23 protein-coding genes and 1 riboswitch are annotated in these 24,027 nt (G+C 72.2%); of the genes, 6 read left to right on the forward strand and 17 right to left on the reverse strand.

Annotated features, from left to right (window positions below; translation table 11 throughout):
• Positions 1–235: 235 nt before the first annotated feature.
• The 4 genes from ligA to ACFQ8C_RS22110 are packed head-to-tail and all read right to left on the reverse strand — an operon-like array spanning position 236 to position 4,720.
• Positions 236–2,437, reverse strand: a complete 2,202-nt coding sequence (ligA, locus tag ACFQ8C_RS22095; RefSeq protein ID WP_383460144.1) for an NAD-dependent DNA ligase LigA — start codon at positions 2,435–2,437, stop codon at positions 236–238.
• A gap of 32 nt (positions 2,438–2,469) precedes the next feature.
• The gene (locus ACFQ8C_RS22100; protein ID WP_383460147.1) at positions 2,470–3,468 is read right to left on the reverse strand and encodes a methionine synthase; all 999 of its coding nucleotides are present in this window, start codon (positions 3,466–3,468) and stop codon (positions 2,470–2,472) included.
• A 6-nt stretch (positions 3,469–3,474) separates the two neighbouring features.
• On the reverse strand, positions 3,475–4,173 hold the full coding sequence (locus tag ACFQ8C_RS22105; protein WP_383460150.1) for an SDR family oxidoreductase: 699 nt from the start codon (positions 4,171–4,173) through the stop codon (positions 3,475–3,477).
• Positions 4,174–4,180: 7 nt separating this feature from the next.
• The gene (locus ACFQ8C_RS22110; RefSeq protein WP_383460152.1) at positions 4,181–4,720 is read right to left on the reverse strand and encodes a TIGR00730 family Rossman fold protein; all 540 of its coding nucleotides are present in this window, start codon (positions 4,718–4,720) and stop codon (positions 4,181–4,183) included.
• Between the two features lie 97 nt (positions 4,721–4,817).
• On the opposite strand from ACFQ8C_RS22110, the gene ACFQ8C_RS22115 reads away from it, so the two are divergent.
• Positions 4,818–5,402 carry an alpha/beta fold hydrolase gene (locus ACFQ8C_RS22115; RefSeq protein ID WP_383460155.1) on the forward strand — a complete coding sequence of 195 codons (585 nt, stop codon included), beginning with the start codon at positions 4,818–4,820 and terminating at the stop codon, positions 5,400–5,402.
• 33 nt (positions 5,403–5,435) lie between these two features.
• On the opposite strand, the gene mnmA is transcribed toward ACFQ8C_RS22115, so the two are convergent.
• Complete coding sequence (mnmA, locus tag ACFQ8C_RS22120; protein WP_383460158.1) at positions 5,436–6,560, reverse strand: tRNA 2-thiouridine(34) synthase MnmA; 1,125 nt, start codon at positions 6,558–6,560, stop codon at positions 5,436–5,438.
• A gap of 61 nt (positions 6,561–6,621) precedes the next feature.
• On the opposite strand from mnmA, the gene ACFQ8C_RS22125 reads away from it, so the two are divergent.
• Positions 6,622–7,314, forward strand: coding sequence for an N-acetylmuramoyl-L-alanine amidase (locus tag ACFQ8C_RS22125; protein WP_383460160.1), 693 nt, complete (start codon positions 6,622–6,624; stop codon positions 7,312–7,314).
• On the opposite strand, the gene ACFQ8C_RS22130 is transcribed toward ACFQ8C_RS22125, so the two are convergent.
• The 11 genes from ACFQ8C_RS22130 to ACFQ8C_RS22180 all read right to left on the reverse strand — a co-directional run bounded on the left by ACFQ8C_RS22130 (position 7,311) and on the right by ACFQ8C_RS22180 (position 18,863).
• Positions 7,311–8,474: a cysteine desulfurase family protein gene (locus tag ACFQ8C_RS22130; protein WP_383460162.1), complete on the reverse strand. Its 1,164-nt coding sequence runs from the start codon at positions 8,472–8,474 to the stop codon at positions 7,311–7,313. The genes ACFQ8C_RS22125 and ACFQ8C_RS22130 overlap by 4 nt on opposite strands.
• A 172-nt stretch (positions 8,475–8,646) precedes the next feature.
• Positions 8,647–9,522: a thioesterase family protein gene (locus tag ACFQ8C_RS22135; protein ID WP_383460165.1), complete on the reverse strand. Its 876-nt coding sequence runs from the start codon at positions 9,520–9,522 to the stop codon at positions 8,647–8,649.
• 23 nt (positions 9,523–9,545) lie between these two features.
• Complete coding sequence (locus tag ACFQ8C_RS22140; protein WP_383460166.1) at positions 9,546–10,223, reverse strand: trimeric intracellular cation channel family protein; 678 nt, start codon at positions 10,221–10,223, stop codon at positions 9,546–9,548.
• 69 nt (positions 10,224–10,292) lie between these two features.
• Positions 10,293–11,495 carry an oligopeptide/dipeptide ABC transporter ATP-binding protein gene (locus ACFQ8C_RS22145; protein WP_383460168.1) on the reverse strand — a complete coding sequence of 401 codons (1,203 nt, stop codon included), beginning with the start codon at positions 11,493–11,495 and terminating at the stop codon, positions 10,293–10,295.
• The gene (locus ACFQ8C_RS22150) at positions 11,492–12,484 is read right to left on the reverse strand and encodes an ABC transporter ATP-binding protein (protein WP_383460171.1); all 993 of its coding nucleotides are present in this window, start codon (positions 12,482–12,484) and stop codon (positions 11,492–11,494) included. The genes ACFQ8C_RS22145 and ACFQ8C_RS22150 overlap by 4 nt, the downstream gene beginning before the upstream one ends.
• Position 12,485: 1 nt before the next feature.
• Entirely contained in the window at positions 12,486–13,445 is a 960-nt protein-coding gene (locus ACFQ8C_RS22155; protein WP_383460174.1) for an ABC transporter permease, read from the reverse strand.
• On the reverse strand, positions 13,445–14,440 hold the full coding sequence (locus ACFQ8C_RS22160) for an ABC transporter permease (RefSeq protein WP_383460176.1): 996 nt from the start codon (positions 14,438–14,440) through the stop codon (positions 13,445–13,447). The genes ACFQ8C_RS22155 and ACFQ8C_RS22160 overlap by 1 nt, the downstream gene beginning before the upstream one ends.
• Positions 14,441–14,532: 92 nt before the next feature.
• The gene (locus tag ACFQ8C_RS22165) at positions 14,533–16,203 is read right to left on the reverse strand and encodes an ABC transporter substrate-binding protein (protein ID WP_383460178.1); all 1,671 of its coding nucleotides are present in this window, start codon (positions 16,201–16,203) and stop codon (positions 14,533–14,535) included.
• A gap of 225 nt (positions 16,204–16,428) precedes the next feature.
• The gene (locus ACFQ8C_RS22170; protein WP_383460181.1) at positions 16,429–17,223 is read right to left on the reverse strand and encodes an enhanced serine sensitivity protein SseB C-terminal domain-containing protein; all 795 of its coding nucleotides are present in this window, start codon (positions 17,221–17,223) and stop codon (positions 16,429–16,431) included.
• Between the two features lie 124 nt (positions 17,224–17,347).
• A complete protein-coding gene (locus ACFQ8C_RS22175) occupies positions 17,348–18,088 on the reverse strand; it encodes an enhanced serine sensitivity protein SseB (protein ID WP_383460184.1) in 741 nt (246 codons plus the stop codon).
• Positions 18,089–18,200: 112 nt separating this feature from the next.
• A complete protein-coding gene (locus tag ACFQ8C_RS22180) occupies positions 18,201–18,863 on the reverse strand; it encodes an AAA family ATPase (RefSeq protein ID WP_383460187.1) in 663 nt (220 codons plus the stop codon).
• Between the two features lie 174 nt (positions 18,864–19,037).
• Positions 19,038–19,139, forward strand: a riboswitch (glycine riboswitch).
• A gap of 147 nt (positions 19,140–19,286) precedes the next feature.
• Between ACFQ8C_RS22180 and gcvT the strand changes: the two genes are divergently transcribed.
• The 4 genes from gcvT (at position 19,287) to ACFQ8C_RS22200 (ending at position 23,683) form a co-directional block, all read left to right on the forward strand.
• Positions 19,287–20,402 carry a glycine cleavage system aminomethyltransferase GcvT gene (gene gcvT / locus ACFQ8C_RS22185; RefSeq protein ID WP_383460190.1) on the forward strand — a complete coding sequence of 372 codons (1,116 nt, stop codon included), beginning with the start codon at positions 19,287–19,289 and terminating at the stop codon, positions 20,400–20,402.
• A 77-nt stretch (positions 20,403–20,479) separates the two neighbouring features.
• Positions 20,480–20,857, forward strand: a complete 378-nt coding sequence (gene gcvH, locus ACFQ8C_RS22190; RefSeq protein WP_383460192.1) for a glycine cleavage system protein GcvH — start codon at positions 20,480–20,482, stop codon at positions 20,855–20,857.
• Positions 20,858–20,881: 24 nt separating this feature from the next.
• The gene (gene glyA, locus ACFQ8C_RS22195) at positions 20,882–22,150 is read left to right on the forward strand and encodes a serine hydroxymethyltransferase (RefSeq protein ID WP_043219855.1); all 1,269 of its coding nucleotides are present in this window, start codon (positions 20,882–20,884) and stop codon (positions 22,148–22,150) included.
• A 162-nt stretch (positions 22,151–22,312) separates the two neighbouring features.
• A complete protein-coding gene (locus tag ACFQ8C_RS22200; protein WP_383460195.1) occupies positions 22,313–23,683 on the forward strand; it encodes an L-serine ammonia-lyase in 1,371 nt (456 codons plus the stop codon).
• 79 nt (positions 23,684–23,762) lie between these two features.
• Here the strand turns inward: ACFQ8C_RS22200 and ACFQ8C_RS22205 are convergent, their stop codons facing one another.
• Positions 23,763–24,002, reverse strand: a complete 240-nt coding sequence (locus tag ACFQ8C_RS22205; RefSeq protein WP_383460198.1) for a hypothetical protein — start codon at positions 24,000–24,002, stop codon at positions 23,763–23,765.
• Between the last annotated feature and the right edge of the window lie 25 nt (positions 24,003–24,027).

A 24,027-nucleotide genomic window follows, 5' to 3' on the forward strand; every position in this document is an offset into this window, starting at 1 on the left:
CCCGCCGGCTTCAGGGGCGGGGCGCACGGCGCGGGGCCGTTCGTCCTGGCGCACGGCCGCGCAGAACCCTCGCGCGGCGGTGCGGGACGAGACGCACGGTCACCACACTAGGCCGCCGAGGGCGCCGAGGGGCAGCGCTCTCCCTCTCTTGCCCGAATGCGACCTGGCCACCCGTAACGATCTGGTATGCGCCGAACGGGTGAGCTTCCGGGGTCCGGAGAGGGGTGACCGGCGGTTACTCCTCGACCGGCCGTGCGGCCTCGCGGGCGGCCTCGGGACCCTGTTCGAGCAGGATCTTGAAGCCTTCCTCGTCGAGAACCGGAACCTTCAGCTGCATCGCCTTGTCGTACTTGGAGCCCGGGTTCTCCCCGACCACGACGAAGGAGGTCTTCTTCGAAACGGAACCGGTGACCTTCGCTCCGCGGCTCTGGAGCGATTCTTTTGCGCCATCCCGGGTGAACTGTTCCAGGGTGCCGGTCACGACGACCGTCAGGCCCTCCAGCGGGCGGGGCCCCTCCTCCTCCCCCGCGCCCTCGTCCTCCAGGGTGACGCCGGCGGCGCGCCACTTCCGCAGGATCTCGCGGTGCCACTCCTCGGCGAACCACTGCTTCACGGCGGCGGCGATGATGCCGCCGACGCCGTCCACCGCGGCCAGCTCCTCCTCGGTGGCCTGCTCGATCCGCTCCAGGGAGCGGAACTCGCGGGCCAGCGCCTCGGCGGCGACGGGGCCGACGTGACGGATCGACAGGCCGTTGATGAAGCGGGCGAGCGGGCGGGTCCTGGCGGCGGCGATGTTCTCCAGCATGGCGAGCGCGTTCTTCTTCGGCTCGCCCTTCTGGTTGGCGAAGACGGTGGCGATCTTCTCCTCGCCGGTCTTCGGGTCCCGCTTGGGCAGTCCGCTGTCGGCGTCGAGGACGTACGCCCTGATCGGCAGCAGCTGCTCGATGGTGAGGTCGAAGAGGTCGCCCTCGTCCCTGAGCGGCGGTTCGGCCGGCTCCAGGGGCTGGGTCAGGGCGGCGGCGGCCACCGCGCCGAACTTCTCGATGTCGAGGCAGGCGCGCCCGGCGAGGAACTCGACCCGCTCGCGCAGCTGGGCCGGGCAGGTCCGGGCGTTCGGACAGCGGAGGTCGATGTCGCCCTCCTTCATCGGCTTCAGCGCCGTGCCGCACTCGGGGCACTCGGCCGGCATCACGAACTCCCGCTCGGTGCCGTCCCGCAGGTCGGCCACGGGGCCGAGGATCTCCGGGATGACGTCGCCGGCCTTGCGGAGCACCACGGTGTCGCCGATGAGGACGCCCTTGGCCTTCACCACCTCCTGGTTGTGGAGGGTGGCGAACTCGACCTCGGAGCCGGCCACGGTGACGGGCTCCACCTGGGCGTACGGGGTGACGCGGCCGGTGCGGCCGACGCCGACCTTGATGTCGACGAGCTTGGTGTTGACCTCCTCCGGCGCGTACTTCCAGGCGATGGCCCAGCGCGGGGCGCGCGCGGTGGAGCCGAGCCGGCCCTGGAGGGGGATCTCGTCGAGCTTGACGACGACGCCGTCGATCTCGTGGGCGACGGAGTGGCGGTTCTCGCCGTAGTACGCGATGAACTCGCGCACCTCGGGGAGGCCGCCGACCACCTTGTTGTGCGTGGAGGTGGGCAGGCCCCACGCGCGCAGCAGCCCGTACGCCTCCGAGAGCCGGGAGATCTCGAAGCCCTCCCGGGCGCCGATGCCGTGGACCACCATGTGGAGCGGGCGGGTGGCGGTGACCTTCGGGTCCTTCTGGCGCAGCGAGCCGGCGGCCGCGTTGCGCGGGTTGGCGAAGGGCTTGTCGCCGGCCTCCACCAGACGGGCGTTGAGCGCCTCGAAGGCCTCCATCGGGAAGTAGACCTCGCCCCGGATCTCGACGAGCTCCGGGATCCGGTCTCCCTTGAGCCGCTCGGGGATGTCGGAGATCGTCCGCACGTTGGGCGTGATGTCCTCGCCGGCGCGGCCGTCGCCGCGGGTGGCGGCGCGGGTGAGCCGGCCGTGCTCGTAGGTCAGGTTGACGGCGAGGCCGTCGACCTTGAGCTCGCACAGGAAGTGGAAGTCGGGGGTGCCGACGTCCCGGGCGACGCGCTCGGCCCAGGTCGCCAGCTCCTCGTCGTCGAAGGCGTTGTCCAGCGAGAGCATGCGCTCGCGGTGCTCGACGGAGGCGAAGTCCGTCTCGTACTGCCCGGCCACCTTCTGGGTCGGCGAGTCGGGCGTGCGCAGCTCCGGGTGCTCCTCCTCCAGCGCCTCCAGGGCGCGCAGGAGCCGGTCGAACTCCGCGTCGCTGACGACCGGCTGGTCCTTCACGTAGTACCGGAAGCGGTGCTCCTCGACCTGCTCGGCCAGCTCGGCGTGCTTCTCCCGTGCCTCGGCGGGCACGACCGCCTCTCCGCCGGGCAGGGCCCCCTGTTCGACTGCCACCTTCGTCCGTCCTCCCGTACTTCAGAACCCGGTCACTCTGGGTTGTCCGCGAGCGATCTCGCCGCCCGGGCGCAGTGGGCGAGCGCCGCCCGGGCGTACGCGGGCGAGGCGCCCGCGAGCCCGCAGGTGGGGGTGACGACCACGGACTCGGCGAGAGTCCCCGGATTCAGCCCCAGCCTGCGCCACAGCGTCCTGACCCCCATGACGCTACCGCCCGGGTCGGACAATGCCGTGTCGGTGGAGGGCACCACACCGGCGAAGAGCTTCGTGCCGGCCTCCACGGCCTCGCCGATCGGCTCCTCGTCACGTTCGGTGAGCAGCCCGAAGTCGAACGAGACGCCGGCGACACCGGCCCGGCGCAGCAGCGCGAAGGGCACCCCGGGGGCGCACGAGTGGACGGTCACGGGCCCGTCGTGGGCGGCGACCACGTCCCGCAGGGCGGCCTCGACGACCTGCCGGTCGACGGCCCGGTGGGTGCGGTAGCCGCTGGCGGTGCGGATCTGCCCGAGGAGGACGGCGGTGAGCGAGGGCTCGTCGAGCTGGAGCACGATCCGGGCGCCGGGGACGCGCCTGGCGACGTCGGCGAGGTGCTCGCGCAGGCCCTCGGCGAGGGAGGCGACGAGGTCACGGCAGGCGCCCGCGTCGCCCAGGGCGGCCTCGCCGCCGCGGAGTTCGAGGGCGGCGGCGAGCGTCCACGGGCCGACGGCCTGGACCTTGAGCGGTCCCTCGTACCCCTGGGTGAACTCCTCCAGGGCGTCGAGGTCCTCGCCGAGCCAGGAGCGGGCGCGGCGGGTGTCGCGGCCGGGCCGGTCGCTGATCCGCCAGCCGCTGGGCTCCACGTGCGCGTACAGGTCGACGAGCATCCCGAGGGTGCGGCCGATCATGTCGGCGCCGGGCCCCCGGGCGGGGAGTTCGGCGAGGAAGGGGAAGTCCTCGAAGGATCCGGTGACGGTCTTGGCGGCCTCGCGGGCGTCGCCGCCGGGCAGGGACCCGACGCCGGTGGCGGGGCCCCACTGGGGGGTGTCGTTCATGGTTCCCTACCGCCCCGGACGGACCGTCAGGTCGTTGACCTCGGCGTCGCGCGGCAGGTCCAGTGCCATCACGATCGTGGTGGCCACGGACTCGGGGTCGATCCACTTCGCGGGGTCGTACTCCTTGCCCTCCTGCTGGTGCACCTTGGTCTGCATGGGGCTCGCGGTGCGGCCGGGGTAGACGGAGGTGACCCGGACGCCGTGGGCGTGCTCCTCGTGGCGCAGCGAGTCGGCGAGGGCCTTCAGGCCGTGCTTGGAGGCGGCGTACGCGCTCCACTCCGCGTGCGCGGCCAGCCCGGCGCCGGAGTTCACGAAGACGACGTGCCCCTGGCAGAGGCGGAGCTGCGGCAGGAAGTGCCGGGTCAGCTCGGCGGGGGCGATCAGGTTGACGTTCAGCTGGTGGTGCCAGGCCTTGGGGGTCAGCTCCCCCACGCCGCCGAGGTCCACGACGCCGGCGACGTGCAGCAGCGAGTCGACCCGGTCCGGCAGGCTCTGGTGCGAGAACGCCCAGGAGAGCCGGTCCGGGTCCGCCAGGTCCCCGACGAGCGTCCGGGCGCCGGGGAACTCCGCCGCCAGCTCCTTCGCCCGCCCCGCGTCGCGCGCGTGCAGCACGAGTTCGTCCCCGCGCGCGTGCAGCCGCCGCGCGACGGCGGCGCCGATGCCGGAACCGGCCCCGGTGATCACATGAGTAGCCATGGTCACCATGGTCCCATCAGCGGGAGGCGATCTCGCTCTCCAGGTACGCGAGGGCCTTCGCCCCGTCCTCGGCGAAGAAGGCGAGTTCGGCGAGGGGGCGGGGGAGGAAGCCCTCGTCCTCCATGCGCTGGAACTGGGTCCTGAGGCCGTCGTAGAAGCCGGCGGTGTTGAGGACGACGACGGGCTTGGTGTGCTTGGCGTGCTTCTTCAGTTCCAGGATCTCGGTGGCCTCGTCGAGGGTGCCGGTGCCGCCGACCATGACGACGATCGCGTCGGACTTGGCGAGGAGGAGCGCCTTCCGTTCGGCGAGGTCCTTGGCGACGGTCATCTCGTCGGCCTGGAGGCGGGCCTTGGCGGCGAGGAAGTCGACGGAGACGCCGACGAGCCGGCCGCCGGCCTCCTGGACGCCGTCCGCGACGACCTTCATCAGGCCGGTGTCGGAGCCGCCCCACACGAGGGTGTAGCCGGCCTTGCCGAGGAGGCCGGCGAACTCGCGGGCGGGGGCGGTGTAGCGCTCGTCGAGGTCGGCGGCGGAGAGGAAGACGCAGATGTTCATGCCGACACCGTATGCCGTGACCTGCGGCTTCCAGGATTCTTCGGGAAATCCCGGGCCGCGGCGATGAGTTCCGGCGGGTCCGCCGGTCTGCCCTGCCATGGACGAGGTGAAGACGGTCGTGTCACGGGACGGGACCCCGATCGCGTACGCGCGGTACGGGACGGGGGCCGCGGACGGTCCCGCGGTGGTGCTGGTCGGCGGGGTGCCGGGGACGGACGCGGGCGAGGGGCCGCTCGCCCGGCTGCTGGCCCGGAGCTGTCCGGTCTTCCTGTACGACCGCCGGGAGCACGGCGGGAGCGGCTACGCGGTCGAGCGGGAGTTCGAGGACCTGGCGGCGGTGCTGGCGGAGGCGGGTCCCGGTGCGGCGGTGCACGGCAACGGGGCGGGCGGCGCGCTGGCGCTGGCGGCCGCCGCGGCCGGGCTGCCGGTGGCGGCGGTGTCGGTCTTCGAGCCGTACGAGGTGCTCGGGTCCCTCCCGGAGGTCCACGCGCGCGTGCTGGTGGTCGACGGGGGCGCGAGCCCGGCGCCGGTACGGCGGGCCGCCCGGGAGCTGTCGGCGCTGCTGCCCCGGGCCCGGCACCGGACGCTGACGGGCCAGACCCACGAGGTGGCGCCCCATGTGCTGGCGCCGGTCCTCGCGGAGTTCGTGGCGGAGGTCGCGGAGTCGGCCGGGACCGTGTGAGCCGGCGGGGCCGTACGAGCCGGACGGCCCCCGCTACGCGGGGGCGGTCTCCGTGCGGCGTACCGTCCGCGCGATCGTCGCCGAGCCGACCACGCGCGTGCCGTCGTAGAGCACGATCGCCTGGCCCGGGGCCACGCCCCGGACGGGCTCGTCGAAGGTGACGCGGAGCCCGTCGTCCTCCGGGACCGCGGTGACCTGGGTCTCGCCGCCGTGGGCGCGGAGCTGGGCGGTGTAGCGGCCGGGGCCCTCGGGGGCGGTGCCGCACCAGCGGGGCTTGATCGCGGTGAGGGCGGTGACGTCGAGGGACTCAGCGGGGCCGACGGTGACGGTGTTGTCCACGGGCGAGATGTCGAGGACGTAGCGGGGCTTGCCGTCGGCGGCCGGGTGGCCGATGCGGAGCCCCTTGCGCTGGCCGATGGTGAAGCCGTACGCGCCCTCGTGGGTGCCGAGCCTGTTGCCCGACTCGTCGACGATGTCGCCCTCCGCCTTGCCCAGGCGGGTGGCGAGGAAGCCCTGGGTGTCGCCGTCGGCGATGAAGCAGATGTCGTGGCTGTCGGGCTTCTTGGCGACGGCGAGGCCGCGCCGCTCGGCCTCGGCCCGGATCTCGTCCTTGGTGGTGAGGGTGTCGCCGAGCGGGAACATCGCGTGGGCGAGCTGCTGCTCGTCGAGGACGCCGAGCACGTACGACTGGTCCTTCGCCATGTCGGAGGCGCGGTGCAGCTCGCGGGTGCCGTCCTCGTTCGACACCACGGTGGCGTAGTGGCCGGTGCAGACCGCGTCGAAGCCGAGGGCGAGCGCCTTGTCGAGCAGCGCCGCGAACTTGATCTTCTCGTTGCAGCGCAGGCACGGGTTGGGGGTGCGGCCCGCCTCGTACTCCGCGACGAAGTCGTCGACGACGTCGGCGCGGAAGCGCTCGGCGAGGTCCCACACGTAGAAGGGGATGCCGATGACGTCGGCGGCCCGGCGCGCGTCGCGCGAGTCCTCGATGGTGCAGCAGCCGCGGGCTCCGGTGCGGAAGGACTGCGGGTTCGCGGAGAGCGCGAGGTGCACGCCGGTGACGTCGTGGCCCGCCTCGACGGCTCGGGCGGCGGCGACGGCGGAGTCGACGCCACCGGACATGGCGGCGAGGACACGGAGAGGGCGCGGAGTCTGAGTCATAGCCCTACCAGGGTACGGGGCGCCGGGAACCGCGCGGCCGGGACCGAGCGTTCTGGGAGACATGGGGAGCGAGAACGGCAAGCGGGGGACCGGGAAGAAGCGGGGGGTCCGGCGTCGCGCCGTGCTGCTCGGCGGCGGGACCGCCGTGGTCGGCACGGCGGTCCTGGCGCGCGAGGAGCTGGCGCGGGCCTGGTGGCGGCTGCCGGGGATGGAGAAGCCGCGGACGGACGGGGCCCTGGACCACAAGGCCGCCGAGTGGACGGCCGCGCACCAGGCGAACTGGCGGCGGGCGGACCGGCCGGACGACTACGTGATCGACCGCGTGGTGATCCACGTGGTGCAGGGCTCGTACGCGTCGGCGCTGAAGGTCTTCCGCAACCCGCTGCACCAGGCCGCCACGCACTACGTGGTCCGCAAGGACGGGCACGTGGCGCAGATGGTCCGGGAGCTCGACGTGGCCTTCCACGCCGGGAACCGGGACATGAACGAGCGGAGCATCGGCATCGAGCACGAGGGTTTCGTGGACCGGCCGCGGGACTTCACGGCGGAGATGTACGCGGGGTCCGCGCGGCTCACGGCGGACATCTGCCGGCGGTACGGGATACCGGTGGACCGGGAGCACGTCATCGGGCACGTGGAGGTCGAGGGCACCGACCACACCGATCCCGGCCCGCACTGGGAGTGGGACCGGTACATGGAGCTGGTCCGCCGGGAGCGGACGAGACTCCCGGCCGGACCGGACGGCACGGCCTAGCTGAGGCCGGCGGTCCTGGCGCGCTCCACGGCGGGGCCGATGGCGTCGGCGACGGCCTTCACGTCCTCCTCGGTGGAGGTGTGGCCGAGGGAGAAGCGGAGGGTGCCGCGGGCCAGGTCGGGGTCGGTGCCGGTGGCGAGCAGGACGTGGCTGGGCTGGGCGATGCCGGCGGTGCAGGCGGAGCCGGTGGAGCAGGCGATGCCGGCGGCGTCGAGCAGGAGGAGCAGGGAGTCGCCCTCGCAGCCGGGGAAGGTGAAGTGGGCGTTGGCGGGGAGCCGGTCGGCCGGGTCGCCGCCGAGGATCGCGTCGGGGACGGTCGCGCGGACGGCGGTGACGAGCGCGTCGCGCAGGGCGCCGACCTCGCGGGCGAAGGCCTCCTGCCCGTCGGCGGCAACGCGGGCCGCGGTGGCGAAGGCGGCGACGGCGGGGACGTCGAGGGTGCCGGAGCGGACGTGCCGCTCCTGCCCGCCGCCGTGCAGCACGGGGACGGGGGTGTACTCGCGGCCGAGGAGCAGGGCGCCGATGCCGTACGGGCCGCCGATCTTGTGGCCGGAGACGGTCATGGCGGCGAGCCCGGAGGCGCCGAAGTCGACGGGGAGCTGGCCGACGGCCTGGACGGCGTCGGCGTGCAGCGGGACGCCGAACCCGGCGGCGACGTCGGCGAGCGCGCGGACCGGCATGACGGTGCCGATCTCGTTGTTGGCCCACATCACGGTGGCGAGGGCGACGGAGTCCGGGTCGCGGGCGATCGCCTCGCGCAGCGCCTCGGGGTGGACCCTGCCGTACGCGTCGACCGGCAGGTACTCGACGTCGGCGCCCTCGTGGGTGGCGAGCCAGTCGACGGCGTCGAGGACGGCGTGGTGCTCGACGGGGCTGGCGAGGACCCGGGTGCGGCGGGGGTCGGCGGCGCGGCGGGACCAGTAGAGGCCCTTCACGGCGAGGTTGTCGGCCTCGGTGCCGCCGGAGGTGAAGACCACCTCGCTGGGGCGGGCGCCGAGCGCGGCGGCGAGGGCCTCGCGGCCCTCCTCGACGGTCCGCCGGGCGCGCCGGCCGGCGGCGTGCAGGGAGGAGGCGTTGCCCGTGACGGCGAGGTGGGCGGTCATCGCCTCGATCGCCTCGGGGAGCATGGGCGTGGTCGCGGCGTGGTCGAGGTAAACCATGGTGGGTCGATTCTACGAGCCCGGACGGGGCGCTCCCCTACGAGCCCGGCCGGACTCCGCCGGGCAGGGGCCGACTCCGGCCCGCCCGTCCCCCGCGCCCGGGCGCCGTCGGCCGTCGCCCGGCCCGCCCGTGGACCGGCGCCCGGCCGTCGCGGGCCGGGGACGTACCGGTTCAGCCGCGCGGGGCGCGGGCCAGCTGGCGGGACTGGGCGACGAGCCGGCCGGCGCTGTCCCAGACCTCGGCGTCCTCCTCCAGGAAGCCGCCGGCGAGGTTGCGGGTGGTGATGGAGACCCGGAGCGGGCCGGGGGCGGGGCGGCAGCGGACGTGCGTGGTGAGTTCCACGGTCGGCGTCCAGCCCTTGAGGCCCAGCTCGAAGGAGGTCGGCGGCAGGGCGTCGACGGCGAGGAGCAGGGAGAGCGCGTCGGGCTCGCGGCCGTCGGCGAGGCCGAACCAGGCGCGCATCTCGCCCTTGCCGGAGGGGGCGCCGATCGCCCAGCCGACGCAGGAGGGGTCGAGGCGGAGGTCCAGCCGGTCGGTGATGGCGGAGGAGCCGGGGATCGGCGGGGCCGGGCCGTCGGAGGCGCTGAAGCACTGGTCGGCCGGGGCGAAGACGGGCGGGACCGCGCTGGTGCGGACGTCGTCGGCGAGGGCGTCGAGGTCGCCGTAGGAGGCGAGGACGCGGATCCGCTCGACCTCGGTGCCGTCCTCGGCGTACTGGTAGAGGGAGGCGGTGCCGGTGGAGAGGGTCCGGCCGGTGCGGACGGTCTCGGTCCGGATGACCGCGGGGCCCGGCACCGACGGCGTGAGGTAGTGCGCCGAGATGGTGAACGGGTCGGGGTGCGGCAGGTGGTCGCCGAGGGCGCGACCGAGCAGGGCGAGGAGGTAGCCGCCGTTGACGGCATGGATGATCGTCCAGCCCGCCGAGAGTTCGGCGTCGTAGACACCGGGCTCGCGCGGGGTGACGGCGGTGTCCCGGTCGAACTCGCTGAGCGCCTCGGCCGCGGGGGCGGGGCTCGTCTCGGGGCTCGTCTCGGTGCTCGTGCTCATGCGGCCGACGGTACAGCAGAAAATTACTGAGCGGTAGCTTTTTCGGGCTCCTCGCGGGCCGCCGAGCGGCGGTTCCAGGCGCGCGGCGCCCGCCAGTGGTAGCGCATCGCGAGCAGCCGCAGGAGGAAGGCGGTGAGCACGGCGGTGCTGCTGGTGTAGGCGTTCAGCACGTCGAAGCGGATGCAGAGGACGACCATGGCCGAGCCGACGATGGCGGGCACGGCGTACAGGTCCCGGTCCCAGCGGAGCAGCGAGGGCACCTCGTTGGCGAGCACGTCGCGCAGCACGCCGCCGCCGACGGCCGTGGCGAGGCCGAGCGCCGCCGAGGAGGTGAGGCCGAGCCCGTAGTCGTACGCCTTCGTCGTCCCGGTCACGCAGAAGAGGCCGAGGCCGGCCGCGTCGAAGACGTTCACGGCGGTCTGGGTGCGCTCCACCTCGGGGTGGAGGAAGAAGACGAGCGCGGTGGCGACCAGCGGCATGAGGAAGTAGCCGAGGTCGGTGAAGGCGGCCGGGGGTACGGCTCCGATGATCAGGTCGCGCAGGAGTCCGCCGCCGAGCGCGGTCACCTCGGCGAGGACGGCCATGCCGAAGACGTCGAAGTTCTTCCGGACGCCGAGGAGGGCGCCGGAGATGGCGAAGACGAAGATGCCGACGAGGTCGAGTGTGTGTTGGACCGACGGACTGAACAGATCGTGGAGCACCGGCCAATTGTGCCGTGTGTTCGGAAGGGGCCCGGCCGCACCGCGGCGACCGGACCCCTTCCAGGTGCCCTACTTGTCCTTGGGGGCGTCCTCGGGCGCGTCCTTGGGGGCGTCCTCAGGAGCCTCCTCGGGCGCGTCCTTGGGGGCGTCCTCGGGCGCGTCCTTAGGGGCGTCCTTGGGGGCGTCCTTGGGGGCGTCCTCCGGCTCCGGGGTCGTCTCGTCCGCCGGGGCCTCCGCCTGGGCCGGGATCACCACGGCGTCGGACCCGCCCGCCGGGGCGAGCGTGCCGTCCTGGATCTCCCGGGTGAAGTGGCACGCCACCTTGTGGCCGCCGCCCGCGTCGGTGAGCTCCGGGCGCTCCTGGGAGCACTTCGGCTGCGCCCACGGGCAGCGGGTGTGGAAGCGGCAGCCCGCCGGCGGGTTCGCCGGGGAGGGCAGGTCGCCGTGGAGCAGGATCCGCTCGCGCCGCTCCTCGACCTCCGGGTCGGGCACCGGCACGGCCGACATGAGCGCCCGGGTGTACGGGTGCAGCGGCTCCTCGTACAGCGTGTCGCTCGGCGCCTCCTCCACCAGGGAGCCCAGGTACATCACGCCGATGACGTCCGAGATGTGCCGGACGACGGCGAGGTCGTGGGCGATGACCAGGTAGGTCAGGCCCATCGACTCCTGGAGCTCCTCCAGCAGGTTGATGACCTGCGCCTGGATGGAGACGTCGAGCGCGGAGACCGGCTCGTCGCAGATGATGAGGTCCGGCTCCAGGACCAGCGCGCGGGCGATGCCGATGCGCTGGCGCTGACCGCCGGAGAACTCGTGCGGGTAGCGGGAGAGGCTGTTGGCGGGCAGGCCCACCTTGGCGAGGATCTCCCGGATCCTCTCCCGCCGCTCCTCCTGGTTCGCGCCGATGCCGTGCGCGGCCATGCCCTCGCTGAGGATCGACTCGATGTTCTGGCGCGGGTTGAGGCTGCCCAGCGGGTCCTGGAAGACCATCTGGAGCCGGCGGCGGAAGGAGCGCAGCTCCTTCTCCGGCAGCTTGGCCACGTCGGTGCCGTCGAGGACGACGGAGCCGTCGGTGACGTCCACGAGCCGCAGCACGGCCCGCCCGAGCGTGGTCTTGCCGCAGCCCGACTCGCCGACCAGGCCGTAGGTCTGGCCCGCCTCGACCTTGAGCGAGATGCCGTCCACGGCGTAGACGTGGCCGACCGTGCGGTCGAAGAGGATGCCCTTCTTGACGGGGAAGTGGACCTTCACGCCGTCGAGTTCGAGCAGGCTCATGCCGGTACCTCCGTCGTGGCGAGGACCGGGTTCGCGCAGCGGGCGTGGTGGCCCGCCGCACGCGGTTCGGTCAGTTCGGGCGTGCCGGTGAGGCACTCCATCTCGTACCGGTCGCAGCGCGGGGCGAAGGCGCAGCCGTCGGCCCAGGCGATCTGGTCGTTGATGGACCCGCGGATCGGGTGGAGCGGTTCGCCGCGCGGGGCGTCGAGCCGGGGGATGGAGCCGAGCAGGCCGTGGGTGTACGGGTGCGTCGGGTGGGCGAACAGCTCGCGCCGGCCGGCCGATTCGACGACCTTGCCCGCGTAGAGGACGTTCACCTGGTCGCAGAGGCCGGCGACGACACCCAGGTCGTGGGTGATCATCAGCAGCGCGGTGCCCTCCTGGTCGACCAGTTCCTTGAGGAGTTCGAGGATCTGGGCCTGGATGGTGACGTCGAGCGCGGTGGTCGGCTCGTCGGCGATCAGCAGACGGGGGGCGCAGGCCACCGCCATGGCGATGAGCGCGCGCTGCCGCATGCCGCCGGAGAGCTGGTGCGGGAACTCCTTGAGCCGCCGGTCCGGGTCGGGGATGCCGACCCGGTCGAGCAGGTGCGCGGCCTCCTTGCGGGCGGCCTCGCCCTTCAGGCCGCGGTGGCGCTGGAGGATCTCGGTGACCTGGACGCCGATGGGGACGACCGGGTTCAGCGAGGACAGCGGGTCCTGGAAGATCATCGCCATGTCGCGCCCGCGCAGGTCGCGTATCTTCGACGGGGAGAGCTTCAGCAGGTCGGTGCCGTCGAGTTCGGCGCGACCGCCGAGGGTGACGCCCTTGCCGGGCAGCAGTCCCATGAGGGCGAGCGAGGTCACGGACTTGCCGCAGCCGGACTCGCCGACGAGGCCGACGACCTGGCCCTGGTCGACGCTGAAGGAGACGCCGTTGACCGCCCGGACGTCCTTGCGGCCGCGGCCGCCGAAGGTGACGGTGAGTTCGTCCACGGTGAGCAGTGGCATGTCAGCCTCGCAGCTTCGGGTCGAGGGCTTCGCGCATGGCCTCGCCGAGCAGGGTGAAGCCGAGGGCGGTGATGATGATGCCGACCGCCGGGTACATGGACATCATCGGCTCGTTGTCGAAGAAGCGCTGGGCCGAGGAGAGCATGACGCCCCACTCCGGCACCGCGGGATCGGGGTTGCCGAGTCCGAGGTAGGAGAGGGCGGCGGCCTCGATGATGGCGGTGGCGAGGCTGAGCGTCGCCTGGACGATCACCGGGCTCAGCGAGTTCGGCAGGATCTGGGTGAGCACGATCCGCCGCTTGCGGATGCCGAGCGAGCGGGCCGCGAGCACGTAGTCGCTGCCGCCCTGGGCGAGCATCGAGCCGCGCAGCAGACGGGCGAAGACCGGGATCTGCACCACGCCGACGGCGATCATCACGGTGGTGAGCGACTGGCCCATCACGGCGGCGACGGAGACGGCGAGGAGCAGCGAGGGCAGCGCCAGCAGGATGTCGGTGACGCGCATGATGGCGTCGTCGATCCGCCGTCCGGACTTCCCGCCGAGGGTGGCCGCCGCGCCCGACACGATGCCGACCAGCGCGCCGATCAGCAGGCCGATGAGCATGGAGACGACGCCGACGAGCAGCGTCTGGCGGGCGCCCACGAGCATCCGGGAGAACAGGTCGCGGCCGAGGTTGTCCAGGCCGAACCAGTTCTCGGCGCGGGCGCCGACGAACTCGCCGCGGTTGGAGAAGACCTCGCCGCGCCAGGTCTGCTCGGTGGGGCTGTACGGGGCGATCCACGGGCCGATGATCGCGAGCAGGACGAACGCGGCGATGATCACGGCGCCGATGATCGCCATCTTGCTGGCGCGCATCCGGCGCATCGCCTCGCGCCACAGGCTGGCGCCGCTGGCCGTCTCGGTCTTCGCCGTGAGCTGGGCGAGCCGGTCGATCTTCGAAGTGGTGGTGATCAGACTCATCAGTGCACCCGCACCCTCGGGTCGATGACGCTGTAGGCGAGGTCGACGAGCATGTTGATCAGCACGTAGATCATGGCGATGAACATGATGAAGCCGACCAGCACCGGGTAGTCGCGGGCGTCGATGGCGGTCCGGATGAAAGAGCCGATGCCGCCGAAGGTGAAGACGGACTCGGTGAGCACCGCGCCGGAGAGCAGGCTGCCGGTGAGCAGGCCGACGGCGGTGACGACGGGGAGCAGCGCGTTGCGCAGGACGTGCCGACCGCGGACGACCCGGCGCTCCAGGCCCTTGGACTCGGCGGTGCGGATGTAGTCCTCGCCGAGGACCTCCAGGACGCTGGCGCGGGTCATCCGGACGATGACCGCGAGCGGGATGGTGGCCAGGGCGACGCCGGGCAGCACCAGGTGCATGAGGGCGTCCCAGGCGGCGTCGAGCTCGCCGGTGAGCAGGCCGTCGAGGACGGCGAAGCCGGTGACGCTGGTGGCGTCGATGCCGGTGGACTGGCGGCCGAAGGTACCGAAGATCTCGCCGAAGGCGCCCTTGAGCAGCTGCGCCAGGAAGAAGACCGGGATGCAGATGCCGACGAGCGAGCCGGAGACGGAGGCCACGTCGATCCAGCCGCCGCGCTTGCGGGCGGCGAGGTAGCCGAGGGGGATGCCCACGACGGTGGCGATGACCATGGCCGCGATGCTGAGTTCGACCGTGGCGGGGAAGCGCAGCACGAACTCGTCCCAGACGGGCTGCCCGGTCTGCACCGAGGTGCCCAGGTCGAGGTCGAGGAGGCGCTTCAGGAAGCGTCCGTACTGGACGTAGATCGGCTGGTCGAGTCCCAGCGCGCGGTTGATGCGCGCCACATCGGCTTCGGTCGCCCGCTCGCCCAGGATCGCTGAGGCGGGTCCGCCGGGCAGTCGGTTCAGCCAGATGAACAGCAGAACCGACAGGCCGAGCAGGGTGGGTATGAGCTGGAGAAGTCGTCGTACGACGAGTCGCAACACCCCGCGTGCCCCTTTCTTGCGTGTGGAGGGTGGATGCGCGGACGCCCGGTCACGGCAGGAGCGCGTGACCGGGCGGACCGCTTACGGGTGTGTTACTTGAAGGAGACCTCGGCGAAGTTCTCCTGCGTCAGCGGGGAGACCTTCGGCGGGACCACGTTCTTGCCGAACGCGATGGCCGGCGGGGAGGAGGTCAGCGGGAGACCGGGCAGGTACTCCATGATCGCCTCGTTGGCGGCCTTGTAGAGGTCCGTGCGCTTGGTCGGGTCGCCCTGGAGCGAGCCGGCCTTGACCGCGTTGAAGACCTTGTCGTCCTTGAAGCCCCACTGCTTGTCGTACCCGGCGAACCAGGTGCCGATGAAGTTGTAGCCGTCGTTGAAGTCACCGGTCCAGCCGAGCATGTGGAGGGCGCAGCCGCCCTTCTCCACCGCGTCGACGTAGTCGGGGTTCCACTTCTTCGGCTTCGGGGTGACCTTGATGCCGGCCTTCTCCAGGTCGGCCTTGACCAGCTCGAAGATGTCCTGCGGGGCAGGCATGTACGGGCGGGTGACCTCGGTCGGGTAGCAGAAGTCGACCGACAGGCCGCTCGCGCCGGCGCCGGCGAGGAGCGACTTGGCCTTGGCCGTGTCGAAGGCGTACTTCTTCACGTTCTCCGAGTAGCCGGCGACGGTGTCGGGCATGAACTGGGTCGCGACCTTGCCGCCCTCGGGCAGCTGGGTCTTGACGATGTTCTCGCGGTCGACGGCGTGCGCGATGGCCTGGCGGACCTCGGGCTTCTTCAGCGCCGGGTTGGCCTCCTGCGTCATACCGAGGTAGAGCAGGTTGAAGACGTCACGGGTCGGGACCTGGAAGCCCGCGCCCTCGAGGGTCTTGATGTCGGCGGGCGCGACCAGGTCGTAGCCGTCGATGTCACCGGCCTGGAGCGCCTGGCGGCGGCCGTCCTCGGTGTCGATCGTGCGGAAGACCAGGTTCTTGATCTTGGCCTTGTCGCCCCAGTAGTCGTCGAAGCGCTCGAGGGTGACTTCCTTGTTGCCCTTGTTCCACTTCGTGATCTTGTACGGGCCGGTGCCGGCGACCGTGCCGGCCTCCTGGCTGTACTTGGGGTACGTGATGGCGTCGCCGGCCTCGGTGACCTGCTGCTTCGCGTACTCCGCGATCGCCTTCGGCGAGTGGATCGCGAGGGCGTTCAGGGAGAAGCCGCCGGGCAGGTTGGCGGAGGGCTCGAAGACCTCGATGACGGCCGTGGCGTCGTCCTTGACCGTGCAGGACTTGTAGTTCGCCTTGGGCGTCTCCTTGTCCTCGTTGGCCTTGAAGCCGCCCATGATGGTCTGCCAGTAGTACGAGACCGCGCTCGACTGGTAGGTGCCCTTCCAGTTGAACCAGTAGTCGTAGTTGGCGCAGACCGCCTTCGCGTCGAGGGTCTCGCCGTCGTGGAACTTCACGCCCTTGCGGAGGTTGAAGGTCCAGACGGTGCCCTCGGGGTTGCTCGACCACTTCTCGGCGAGCCCGCCCACCAGCTTGCTGCCGCCGGACTCGTGCTCCAGGAGCGCCTCGAACGCCTGACGGGTGACCCGGAAGGTCTCGCCGTCGCTCGCGAGGGCCGGGTCGAGGGAGGCCGGGTCGCCCGGGGCGCCGAACACGAAGGTGTCCTTGGCTCCGGACTTGTTCTCGTCCTTGTCCCGGTCGCTCGCGCAGCCCGTGGCGATGAGGCCGACCGTGAGGGCCGCCGTCAGAGCCCGGGTCGACCGGGAATTGAGTATGCGCATGGGTCCACCCCTGGGTCGCCATGTGTGGTCTTGACCGGCCGAACGCTACTGGCGAGTGACGCGGCAGAGAACAGTCCGCATAGCGGTGATACCAACCTGAGACCCGGACACTCACCAAAACGGTCCGATGCCGGACATCGGTGGCGGGAGCGGGCCCAAGTGGACGCAAAACCCCGCCCTGGCAAGGAATTTCGGCCAGGGCGGGGCGGTGGGGCGAAGCGGGCGTCAGCGGTGCTGCGCGGGCGGGTAGCCGTATCCCGGACGGTGGGATCCCGCATGCTGGGACGGTGCTCCGTGCGCGTCCCGGTCGTAGAAGGGCCGGGCGTGGGCCTTCAGCCAGAGCGCCACCGGGTCGTACGCGTCGGAGAGCGCGACCGTCGAGACGGGCAGCCCGTCGGGCACGGTGCCGATCGACTGGCGCATCATCGCCCGCACCTCGTCCACGGCCGCCGCCGAACCGTCGTACAGGTCGAGCCCGATGACGAGGTACGGGGTTCCCAGCGCGGGCTGCACCCAGCCGCGGCGCAGCGAGCGGACGGCCGGGGTCCGGTGCGCGTTCTGGGTGAGCTGGGCGTAGAACTGCGGGATCTCCAGTGCGGGTTCGGAGACCCGGAGGGGCCCGGCGGGCATCCGGTCGAGGCCGGTCGCGATCCGGCGCAGGTCGGCCCAGGGGATTCCGACGCCGCCGCCGGGGGCGTGCGGATTGAGCCAGACGCCCCAGCGCTCGGGGTAGAGGGCGCGGGCGATCTCGCGGCCGGTGACGCGCTCGTGGGCGCGGTGCCAGCCGGAGGCGGCGAGTTCGCCGGCGGAGGTGACGCAGGGCGCGTAACCGTGCCCGTCGACCTCCATGTTCCCGTACTGGGCGTCGGCCGAGCCCGGGTTGCCCTGCCAGAGCAGCATGTACAGCTCGCCGTCGGCCAGGGCGTGCAGCAGGCCCTCGTACGCGTCGTAGCGTCCGGGCGCCACCTGGCGCAGCATCTGCTCGACCTCTCCGGTCGCGGCGCTGCCTGACGCGCTCACCCTGGGTCCCGCCCCTCTGTCTCGTACGGCTCGGTGGTTCGGTGGTTCGGTGGTTCCGTGGATCGGTGGTCCGGTCGATCGGGGGTCCGGTCGGCCGGTGGTCGGTGCCCGGTCGGTCCGGGGGTCACCCGGCGGCGCGCTGGTAGAAGGGGCGCACCCGCTCCAGCATCCAGTCTCCGACGGGGTCGGCCGCCATGTCGAGGAGGATCAGGTTGACCGGCCAGGCGACCTCGACGCGGCCGAGGGCGCGGCCGAGGGCGTCCAGCGGGGCGTTGCGGTCGACGCCGTCCCAGCCGGTGAGCTGGACGCCGATGAAGAGGGCGGGTTCGGTGCCCTCGACGCTGGCGAGGGTGCGGCGGGCGCTGGCGACGACTCCGGTGGCGTCGAACTCCGCGGCGGCGGCGGCGAGGAAGTCGACCGGGTCGTCCTGCCAGTCCGGCTCGAAGAGCCGGACCCGGCCGCCGGACGCGGGCCCGTCGAGGGCGGTGCGGCCGGCCCGGCAGAGCTCGGCGACGGCCGGCGGCGGCAGCGGGACGCCGACGACGCCGCCGGGGTTCACCGCGATGCCGAGCTGCGGGGGCAGGCCGCGGGCGAAGTCACGGGCGGGGGCGACGGTGAAGGACATGTGGTCGCCCACACAGGCGAGGAACTGCTCCTGGGAGCTGAAGACGGGGACGTAGGCGGCGCCGCCGATCTCCATCGTGGCCAGATCCAGGTCGGGGCTGTCGGGGCCGCCGCCGTTGGGCAGCGGGACCCAGACGGGGCTGCGGCCGAGCACCTCGATGAGCCGGCCTCCGGCCCCGGGCTCCCCGAGAGCGGCGGCGAGCGCCTCCTCCAGCTCGTTGCCCGGCCACGTCACGTCCACGGTGGTTGCGTCCCCTTCTCGTACGGCCCTGGTCCCGGCCGTCCCGCAGCACCCTAACGCCGCCCCGCCCCGGCTGTGACCAGAACCCGACGGGCGGACCCCCGGGCCCGGCCTAGACCGGGGCGCGGAAGCCGATGCGGCGCAGCGCGGTCGCGGCGTCCCGGTCGAGGAGGGTGGCGGAGGCGCAGCCGTGCGGCGGCCGGCCCGACTCGACGGCGGCGACGAGCCGGCCGACGGCCCTGCGGTGGCGGGCGAAGGCGTACGCGGACACCCCTCGGCCCCGCTCGCGCTGGCCGCCCCTCGCGGTCTCCGCGTCGACGTCGAGGAGGACCAGGTGGAGGGCGCGGCCGCGCCGGGCGGCCGAGCGGGCGAGCCAGCCGCGGACCCAGGACTGGGTGCCGCAGTCGTGGACGACGACCCCGGTGCCGGAGCGCAGGGCCCGGTGGAGCCCGGCGTAGTGCGCGATCCGGACCAGCGGGCGGTAGAGCGCGTACGGCAGGAAGGAGGGCATCCTGGCCTCCCAGCGCTCCCGGGCGTCCTGGGAGTCGATCCCGAGGCCCCCGGCGGCCCTCCGCAGCAGGGTGGACTTGCCGCTGCCGGGCAGCCCGGAGACGACCACGACGTCGCCGGCCGCGAAGGTGAGGGCACGCGGACCGCGGCCCCCGCGGTCGCGCAGGTCCCGCACCACGCGCCCGCGCCGGCGGGTCCTGGCACGGGCCCGCTGTGCGGGTATGGCGGCTTCTCCGGCGAAGACGCCGGTGCGCTGGATCCTCATCGCTGCTCCCCCTGTCGGGACCCCGGGAGACGTACCGGGAGACCTCACGGAGACCCTTGCCCACGAAGTGTAAAGAAACGGTAATCCGAGACAAGCGATTTGCGGCGCCGACACCGTATGCGAGGATGTGCGCGCCAGGCGCGCGCAGCGCCGTACAACCGCATACCGGCCGCTCGAATCCGCGCGGGAGAGTTCCGGACCGGCCTTCGGCCGTCCGGGCGCCGAAGGAGCAAGACCCTCCCTTGAATCTCTCAGGCCCCGTACCGCGTGGATGAGGCAGATCTGAAAAGCGGGACACCTGGTGTCCCCACCCAAGGTGCAAGCCGGGGATGCCCCCGGTGAACCTCTCAGGTTCCATGACAGATGGGGAGGACCGTCCTTGCCTGTCATGTTTTCCGCCTTCGGGACCCGGGAGCCACGTCCATGAGCACCACCCCCCGTCTGACCGCCCTCGATGCCCTGCATCGTTCGCTGGGCGCGACCATGACCGACTTCGCGGGCTGGGACATGCCGCTGCGGTACGGCAGCGAGCGCGACGAGCACAACGCCGTCCGCACCAGGGCCGGCCTCTTCGACCTCTCCCACATGGGCGAGATCACCGTCACCGGCCCGCAGGCCGTCGACCTGCTGGACCACGCCCTGGTCGGCAACATCTCCACGGTGGGCAACGGGCGCGCCCGCTACACGATGATCTGCCAGGAGGACGGCGGGATCCTCGACGACCTGATCGTCTACCGCCTCGGCGAGACCGAGTACATGGTCGTCGCCAACGCCTCCAACGCCCAGATCGTGCTGGACGCGCTGGTCGCCCGGTCCGGGGGCTTCGACGCCGAGGTCCGCGACGACCGCGACGCCTACGCGCTGCTCGCCGTGCAGGGCCCCGAGTCCCCCGGCATCCTCAAGCAGCTCACCGACGCCGACCTGGACGGCCTGAAGTACTACGCGGGCCTCCCCGGCACCGTCGCCGGCGTCCCGGCGCTGATCGCCCGGACCGGCTACACCGGCGAGGACGGTTTCGAGCTCTTCCTGAAGCCGGAGCACGCCGAGGGCGTGTGGACGGCGCTGACCGAGGCGGGCGCGGGCGTCGGCCTCATCCCGTGCGGCCTGTCCTGCCGTGACACGCTCCGCCTGGAGGCGGGCATGCCGCTGTACGGGCACGAGCTGACCACCTCCCTCACCCCCTTCGACGCCGGTCTCGGCCGGGTCGTGAAGTTCGAGAAGCCGGGCGACTTCGTCGGCCGCAAGGCGCTGGAGGCCGCCGCCGAGCGCGCCGAGACCGCCCCGCCGCGCAAGCTGGTCGGTCTGATCGCCGAGGGCCGCCGCGTGCCGCGCGCCGGCATGCAGGTCGTCGCGGGCGGCGAGGTCGTCGGCGAGATCACCTCGGGCGCTCCCTCCCCGACGCTCGGCGAGCCGATCGCGATGGCGTACGTCGACGCGGCGCACGCGGTTCCGGGCACCGAGGGTGTAGGCGTGGACATCCGCGGCACCCACGAGCCCTACAAGGTCGTGGCGCTGCCGTTCTACAAGCGCCAGAAGTGACGCATTCGTCTCAGGACACGTCTCACCCCGCAAGACCCACGTACATCCGCACCCCCCCGATCCAGGAGAATCAGGCCATGAGCAACCCCCAGCAGCTTCGCTACAGCAAGGAGCACGAGTGGCTGTCGGCCGTCGAGGACGGCGTCGCCACGATCGGCATCACCGAGCACGCGGCCAACGCCCTCGGTGACATCGTGTTCGTCCAGCTCCCCGAGGTCGGCGCCACCGTGACCGCGGGCGAGGAGTGCGGCGAGCTGGAGTCGACCAAGTCCGTGAGCGAGCTGTACTCCCCGGTGACCGGCGAGGTCGTCGAGGCCAACCAGGACGTCGTGGACGACCCGTCGCTGGTGAACTCCGCTCCGTTCGAGGGCGGCTGGCTGTTCAAGGTGCGCCTCACGGCCGAGCAGGACGACCTGCTCAGCGCCGACGAGTACACCGCCTTCACCGCAGGCTGACCGAGACCCCCAAGGGATCGCTTCATGTCGCTTCTGAACACTCCCCTCCACGAGCTGGACCCGGACGTCGCCGCCGCCGTCGACGCCGAGCTCCGCCGTCAGCAGTCCACCCTCGAGATGATCGCCTCGGAGAACTTCGCTCCGGTCGCGGTCATGGAGGCCCAGGGCTCCGTCCTCACCAACAAGTACGCCGAGGGCTACCCGGGCCGCCGCTACTACGGCGGCTGTGAGCACGTCGACGTGGCCGAGCAGATCGCGATCGACCGGATCAAGGACCTGTTCGGCGCCGAGTACGCCAACGTGCAGCCGCACTCCGGTGCCTCCGCCAACCAGGCCGCCCTCTTCGCGATCGCCCAGCCCGGCGACACGATCCTCGGTCTCGACCTGGCGCACGGCGGCCACCTCACCCACGGCATGCGCCTGAACTTCTCGGGCAAGCAGTTCAACGTGGTCGCGTACCACGTGGACGAGGCCGGCCTGGTCGACATGGCCGAGGTCGAGCGCCTCGCCAAGGAGCACCGCCCGAAGGTGATCATCGCCGGCTGGTCGGCCTACCCGCGCCAGCTGGACTTCGCGGAGTTCCGCCGGATCGCCGACGAGGTCGAGGCGTACCTGTGGGTCGACATGGCCCACTTCGCGGGCCTGGTCGCGGCCGGTCTGCACCCGAACCCGGTCGAGTACGCGGACGTGGTGACCTCCACCACGCACAAGACGCTCGGCGGCCCGCGCGGCGGCATCATCCTGGCGAAGAAGGAGTTCGCCAAGAAGCTGAACTCCTCGGTCTTCCCCGGCTTCCAGGGCGGCCCGCTGGAGCACGTGATCGCGGCCAAGGCCGTCTCCTTCAAGGTCGCGGCCTCGGAGGAGTTCAAGGAGCGCCAGCAGCGCACCCTGGACGGCGCCCGCGCCCTCGCCGAGCGCCTGGTCCAGGACGACGTCACCGCCCACGGCGTCTCGGTCCTGTCCGGCGGCACGGACGTGCACCTGGTCCTGGTGGACCTGCGGAACTCCGAGCTCGACGGCCAGCAGGCCGAGGACCGGCTCCACGAGGTCGGCATCACGGTCAACCGGAACGCCGTTCCGAACGACCCGCGCCCGCCGATGGTCACCTCCGGTCTGCGCATCGGCACGCCGGCCCTCGCCACCCGCGGCTTCACGGCCGAGGACTTCACCGAGGTCGCCGACATCATCGCCGAGACGCTGAAGCCGGGCTTCGACGGCGAGAAGGCCGAGGCGCTGAAGGCCCGCGTGACCGCGCTGGCCGACAAGCACCCGCTGTACCCCGGCCTGAAGTAATTTCGTACGCTTTTATTCGTACGAAGCTCCGGGGCACCGCGCACACTGGACAGTGAGCGCGGTGCCCCACCCCTTTGTCCCGCGCCCCCGCACCGCCTCTCCCTGCTTGTTTCTGCACCACCCCGGCAGACAACGGCGTCTAGCCCCACAAGGAGTCTCCCCGTGGCCATCTCGGTCTTCGACCTGTTCTCGGTCGGCATCGGCCCGTCCAGCTCCCACACGGTGGGCCCGATGCGCGCGGCCCGGATGTTCGCCCGCCGGCTGAAGAACGAGGGCCTGCTCGCCTCCACCGCGAAGGTGCGGGCGGAGCTGTACGGCTCGCTGGGCGCGACCGGCCACGGTCACGGCACCCCGAAGGCGGTCCTGCTCGGCCTGGAGGGCAACTCGCCCCGCACGGTCGACGTGGAGCACGCCGACGAGGAGTTCGAGCGGATCAAGGCGAGCGGGCGGATCAACGTACTCGGCGCCCACGAGATCGACTTCGACTTCGACGCCGACCTGGTCCTGCACCGGCGCAAGGCGCTGCCGTACCACGCCAACGGCATGACGGTCTTCGCGTACGACGCCGAGGGCGGGCTCGTCCTGGAGAAGACGTACTACTCCGTCGGCGGCGGCTTCGTCGTCGACGAGGACGCCGTCGCGGGCGAGGACCCGATCATCCCGGACGACACGGTCCTGAAGTACCCCTTCCGCACCGGTGACGAACTGCTGCGCCTGGCGAAGGAGACCGGCCTGTCGATCTCCTCGCTGATGCTGGAGAACGAGAAGGCCTGGCGCACCGAGGACGAGATCCGCGCCGGCCTGCTGGAGATCTGGCGGGTCATGCAGGCCTGCGTCTCGCGCGGCATGTCCCGCGAGGGCATCCTCCCCGGCGGTCTGAAGGTCCGCCGCCGGGCCGCGACCTCCGCCCGCAAGCTGCGCTCCGAGGGCGACCCGGCCGCGCACGCGATGGAGTGGATCACCCTCTACGCGATGGCGGTGAACGAGGAGAACGCGGCGGGCGGCCGGGTGGTCACCGCCCCGACCAACGGCGCGGCCGGCATCATCCCGGCGGTCCTGCACTACTACATGAACTTCGTCCCCGGCGCCGACGAGGACGGCATCGTGCGCTTCCTCCTCGCGGCCGGCGCGGTCGGCATGCTCTTCAAGGAGAACGCCTCGATCTCCGGCGCCGAGGTCGGCTGCCAGGGCGAGGTCGGCTCGGCCTGCTCGATGGCGGCCGGCGCGCTGGCCGAGGTCCTCGGCGGCTCCCCCGAGCAGGTGGAGAACGCGGCCGAGATCGGCATGGAGCACAACCTGGGCCTCACCTGCGACCCGGTCGGCGGCCTCGTGCAGATCCCGTGCATCGAGCGCAACGGCATGGCGGCGGTCAAGGCCGTCACGGCGGCGAAGATGTCGATGCGCGGCGACGGCAGCCACCTGGTCTCCCTCGACAAGGTCATCAAGACCATGAAGGAGACCGGCGCCGACATGAGCGTCAAGTACAAGGAGACCGCCCGCGGCGGCCTCGCGGTCAACATCATCGAGTGCTGACGCCCCGGCGCGGCGCACCCGCGCGTACGTGACGAACGGCCGGTCCCGCCCCCACGGGACCGGCCGTCGCGCGTGTGGGTCAGTAGCGGACCCAGAGGACGATGACGTCCGGGCGGGTGGAGCTGAAGGGCTCACAGAGGAAGATCGGGCCCCAGATCGTGTACCCGGCCTGGCCGGTGGCCTGGCACTCGGCGTACGAGGAGTGGTGGCTGCGCGGGTAGAAGCCGGGGCCGGCGGCCTCGGCGGTGCCGGCGGTGCCGAGGGCGAGGGCTCCGGCGGTGGCCGCGGTGGCGAGTGCGGCTGCGACGCGACGGTACATGGCATGTCCTCCTGAAATGAACGAT

Origin of the sequence: Streptomyces sp. NPDC056503 (genome assembly GCF_042794995.1) — a bacterium.
GTDB lineage: Bacteria > Actinomycetota > Actinomycetes > Streptomycetales > Streptomycetaceae > Streptomyces.

Coding starts and splice junctions, on each gene's coding strand:
- ACFQ8C_RS22100 (WP_383460147.1), bottom strand. CDS start 3,468: ATGAACGACACCCCCCAGTGGGGCCCCGCCACCGGCGTCGGGTCCCTG.
- ACFQ8C_RS22105 (WP_383460150.1), bottom strand. CDS start 4,173: ATGGTGACCATGGCTACTCATGTGATCACCGGGGCCGGTTCCGGCATC.
- ACFQ8C_RS22110 (WP_383460152.1), bottom strand. CDS start 4,720: ATGAACATCTGCGTCTTCCTCTCCGCCGCCGACCTCGACGAGCGCTAC.
- ACFQ8C_RS22115 (WP_383460155.1), top strand. CDS start 4,818: ATGGACGAGGTGAAGACGGTCGTGTCACGGGACGGGACCCCGATCGCG.
- mnmA (WP_383460158.1), bottom strand. CDS start 6,560: ATGACTCAGACTCCGCGCCCTCTCCGTGTCCTCGCCGCCATGTCCGGT.
- ACFQ8C_RS22125 (WP_383460160.1), top strand. CDS start 6,622: ATGGGGAGCGAGAACGGCAAGCGGGGGACCGGGAAGAAGCGGGGGGTC.
- ACFQ8C_RS22130 (WP_383460162.1), bottom strand. CDS start 8,474: ATGGTTTACCTCGACCACGCCGCGACCACGCCCATGCTCCCCGAGGCG.
- ACFQ8C_RS22135 (WP_383460165.1), bottom strand. CDS start 9,522: ATGAGCACGAGCACCGAGACGAGCCCCGAGACGAGCCCCGCCCCCGCG.
- ACFQ8C_RS22145 (WP_383460168.1), bottom strand. CDS start 11,495: ATGAGCCTGCTCGAACTCGACGGCGTGAAGGTCCACTTCCCCGTCAAG.
- ACFQ8C_RS22150 (WP_383460171.1), bottom strand. CDS start 12,484: ATGCCACTGCTCACCGTGGACGAACTCACCGTCACCTTCGGCGGCCGC.
- ACFQ8C_RS22155 (WP_383460174.1), bottom strand. CDS start 13,445: ATGAGTCTGATCACCACCACTTCGAAGATCGACCGGCTCGCCCAGCTC.
- ACFQ8C_RS22165 (WP_383460178.1), bottom strand. CDS start 16,203: ATGCGCATACTCAATTCCCGGTCGACCCGGGCTCTGACGGCGGCCCTC.
- ACFQ8C_RS22180 (WP_383460187.1), bottom strand. CDS start 18,863: ATGAGGATCCAGCGCACCGGCGTCTTCGCCGGAGAAGCCGCCATACCC.
- gcvT (WP_383460190.1), top strand. CDS start 19,287: ATGAGCACCACCCCCCGTCTGACCGCCCTCGATGCCCTGCATCGTTCG.
- gcvH (WP_383460192.1), top strand. CDS start 20,480: ATGAGCAACCCCCAGCAGCTTCGCTACAGCAAGGAGCACGAGTGGCTG.
- glyA (WP_043219855.1), top strand. CDS start 20,882: ATGTCGCTTCTGAACACTCCCCTCCACGAGCTGGACCCGGACGTCGCC.
- ACFQ8C_RS22205 (WP_383460198.1), bottom strand. CDS start 24,002: ATGTACCGTCGCGTCGCAGCCGCACTCGCCACCGCGGCCACCGCCGGA.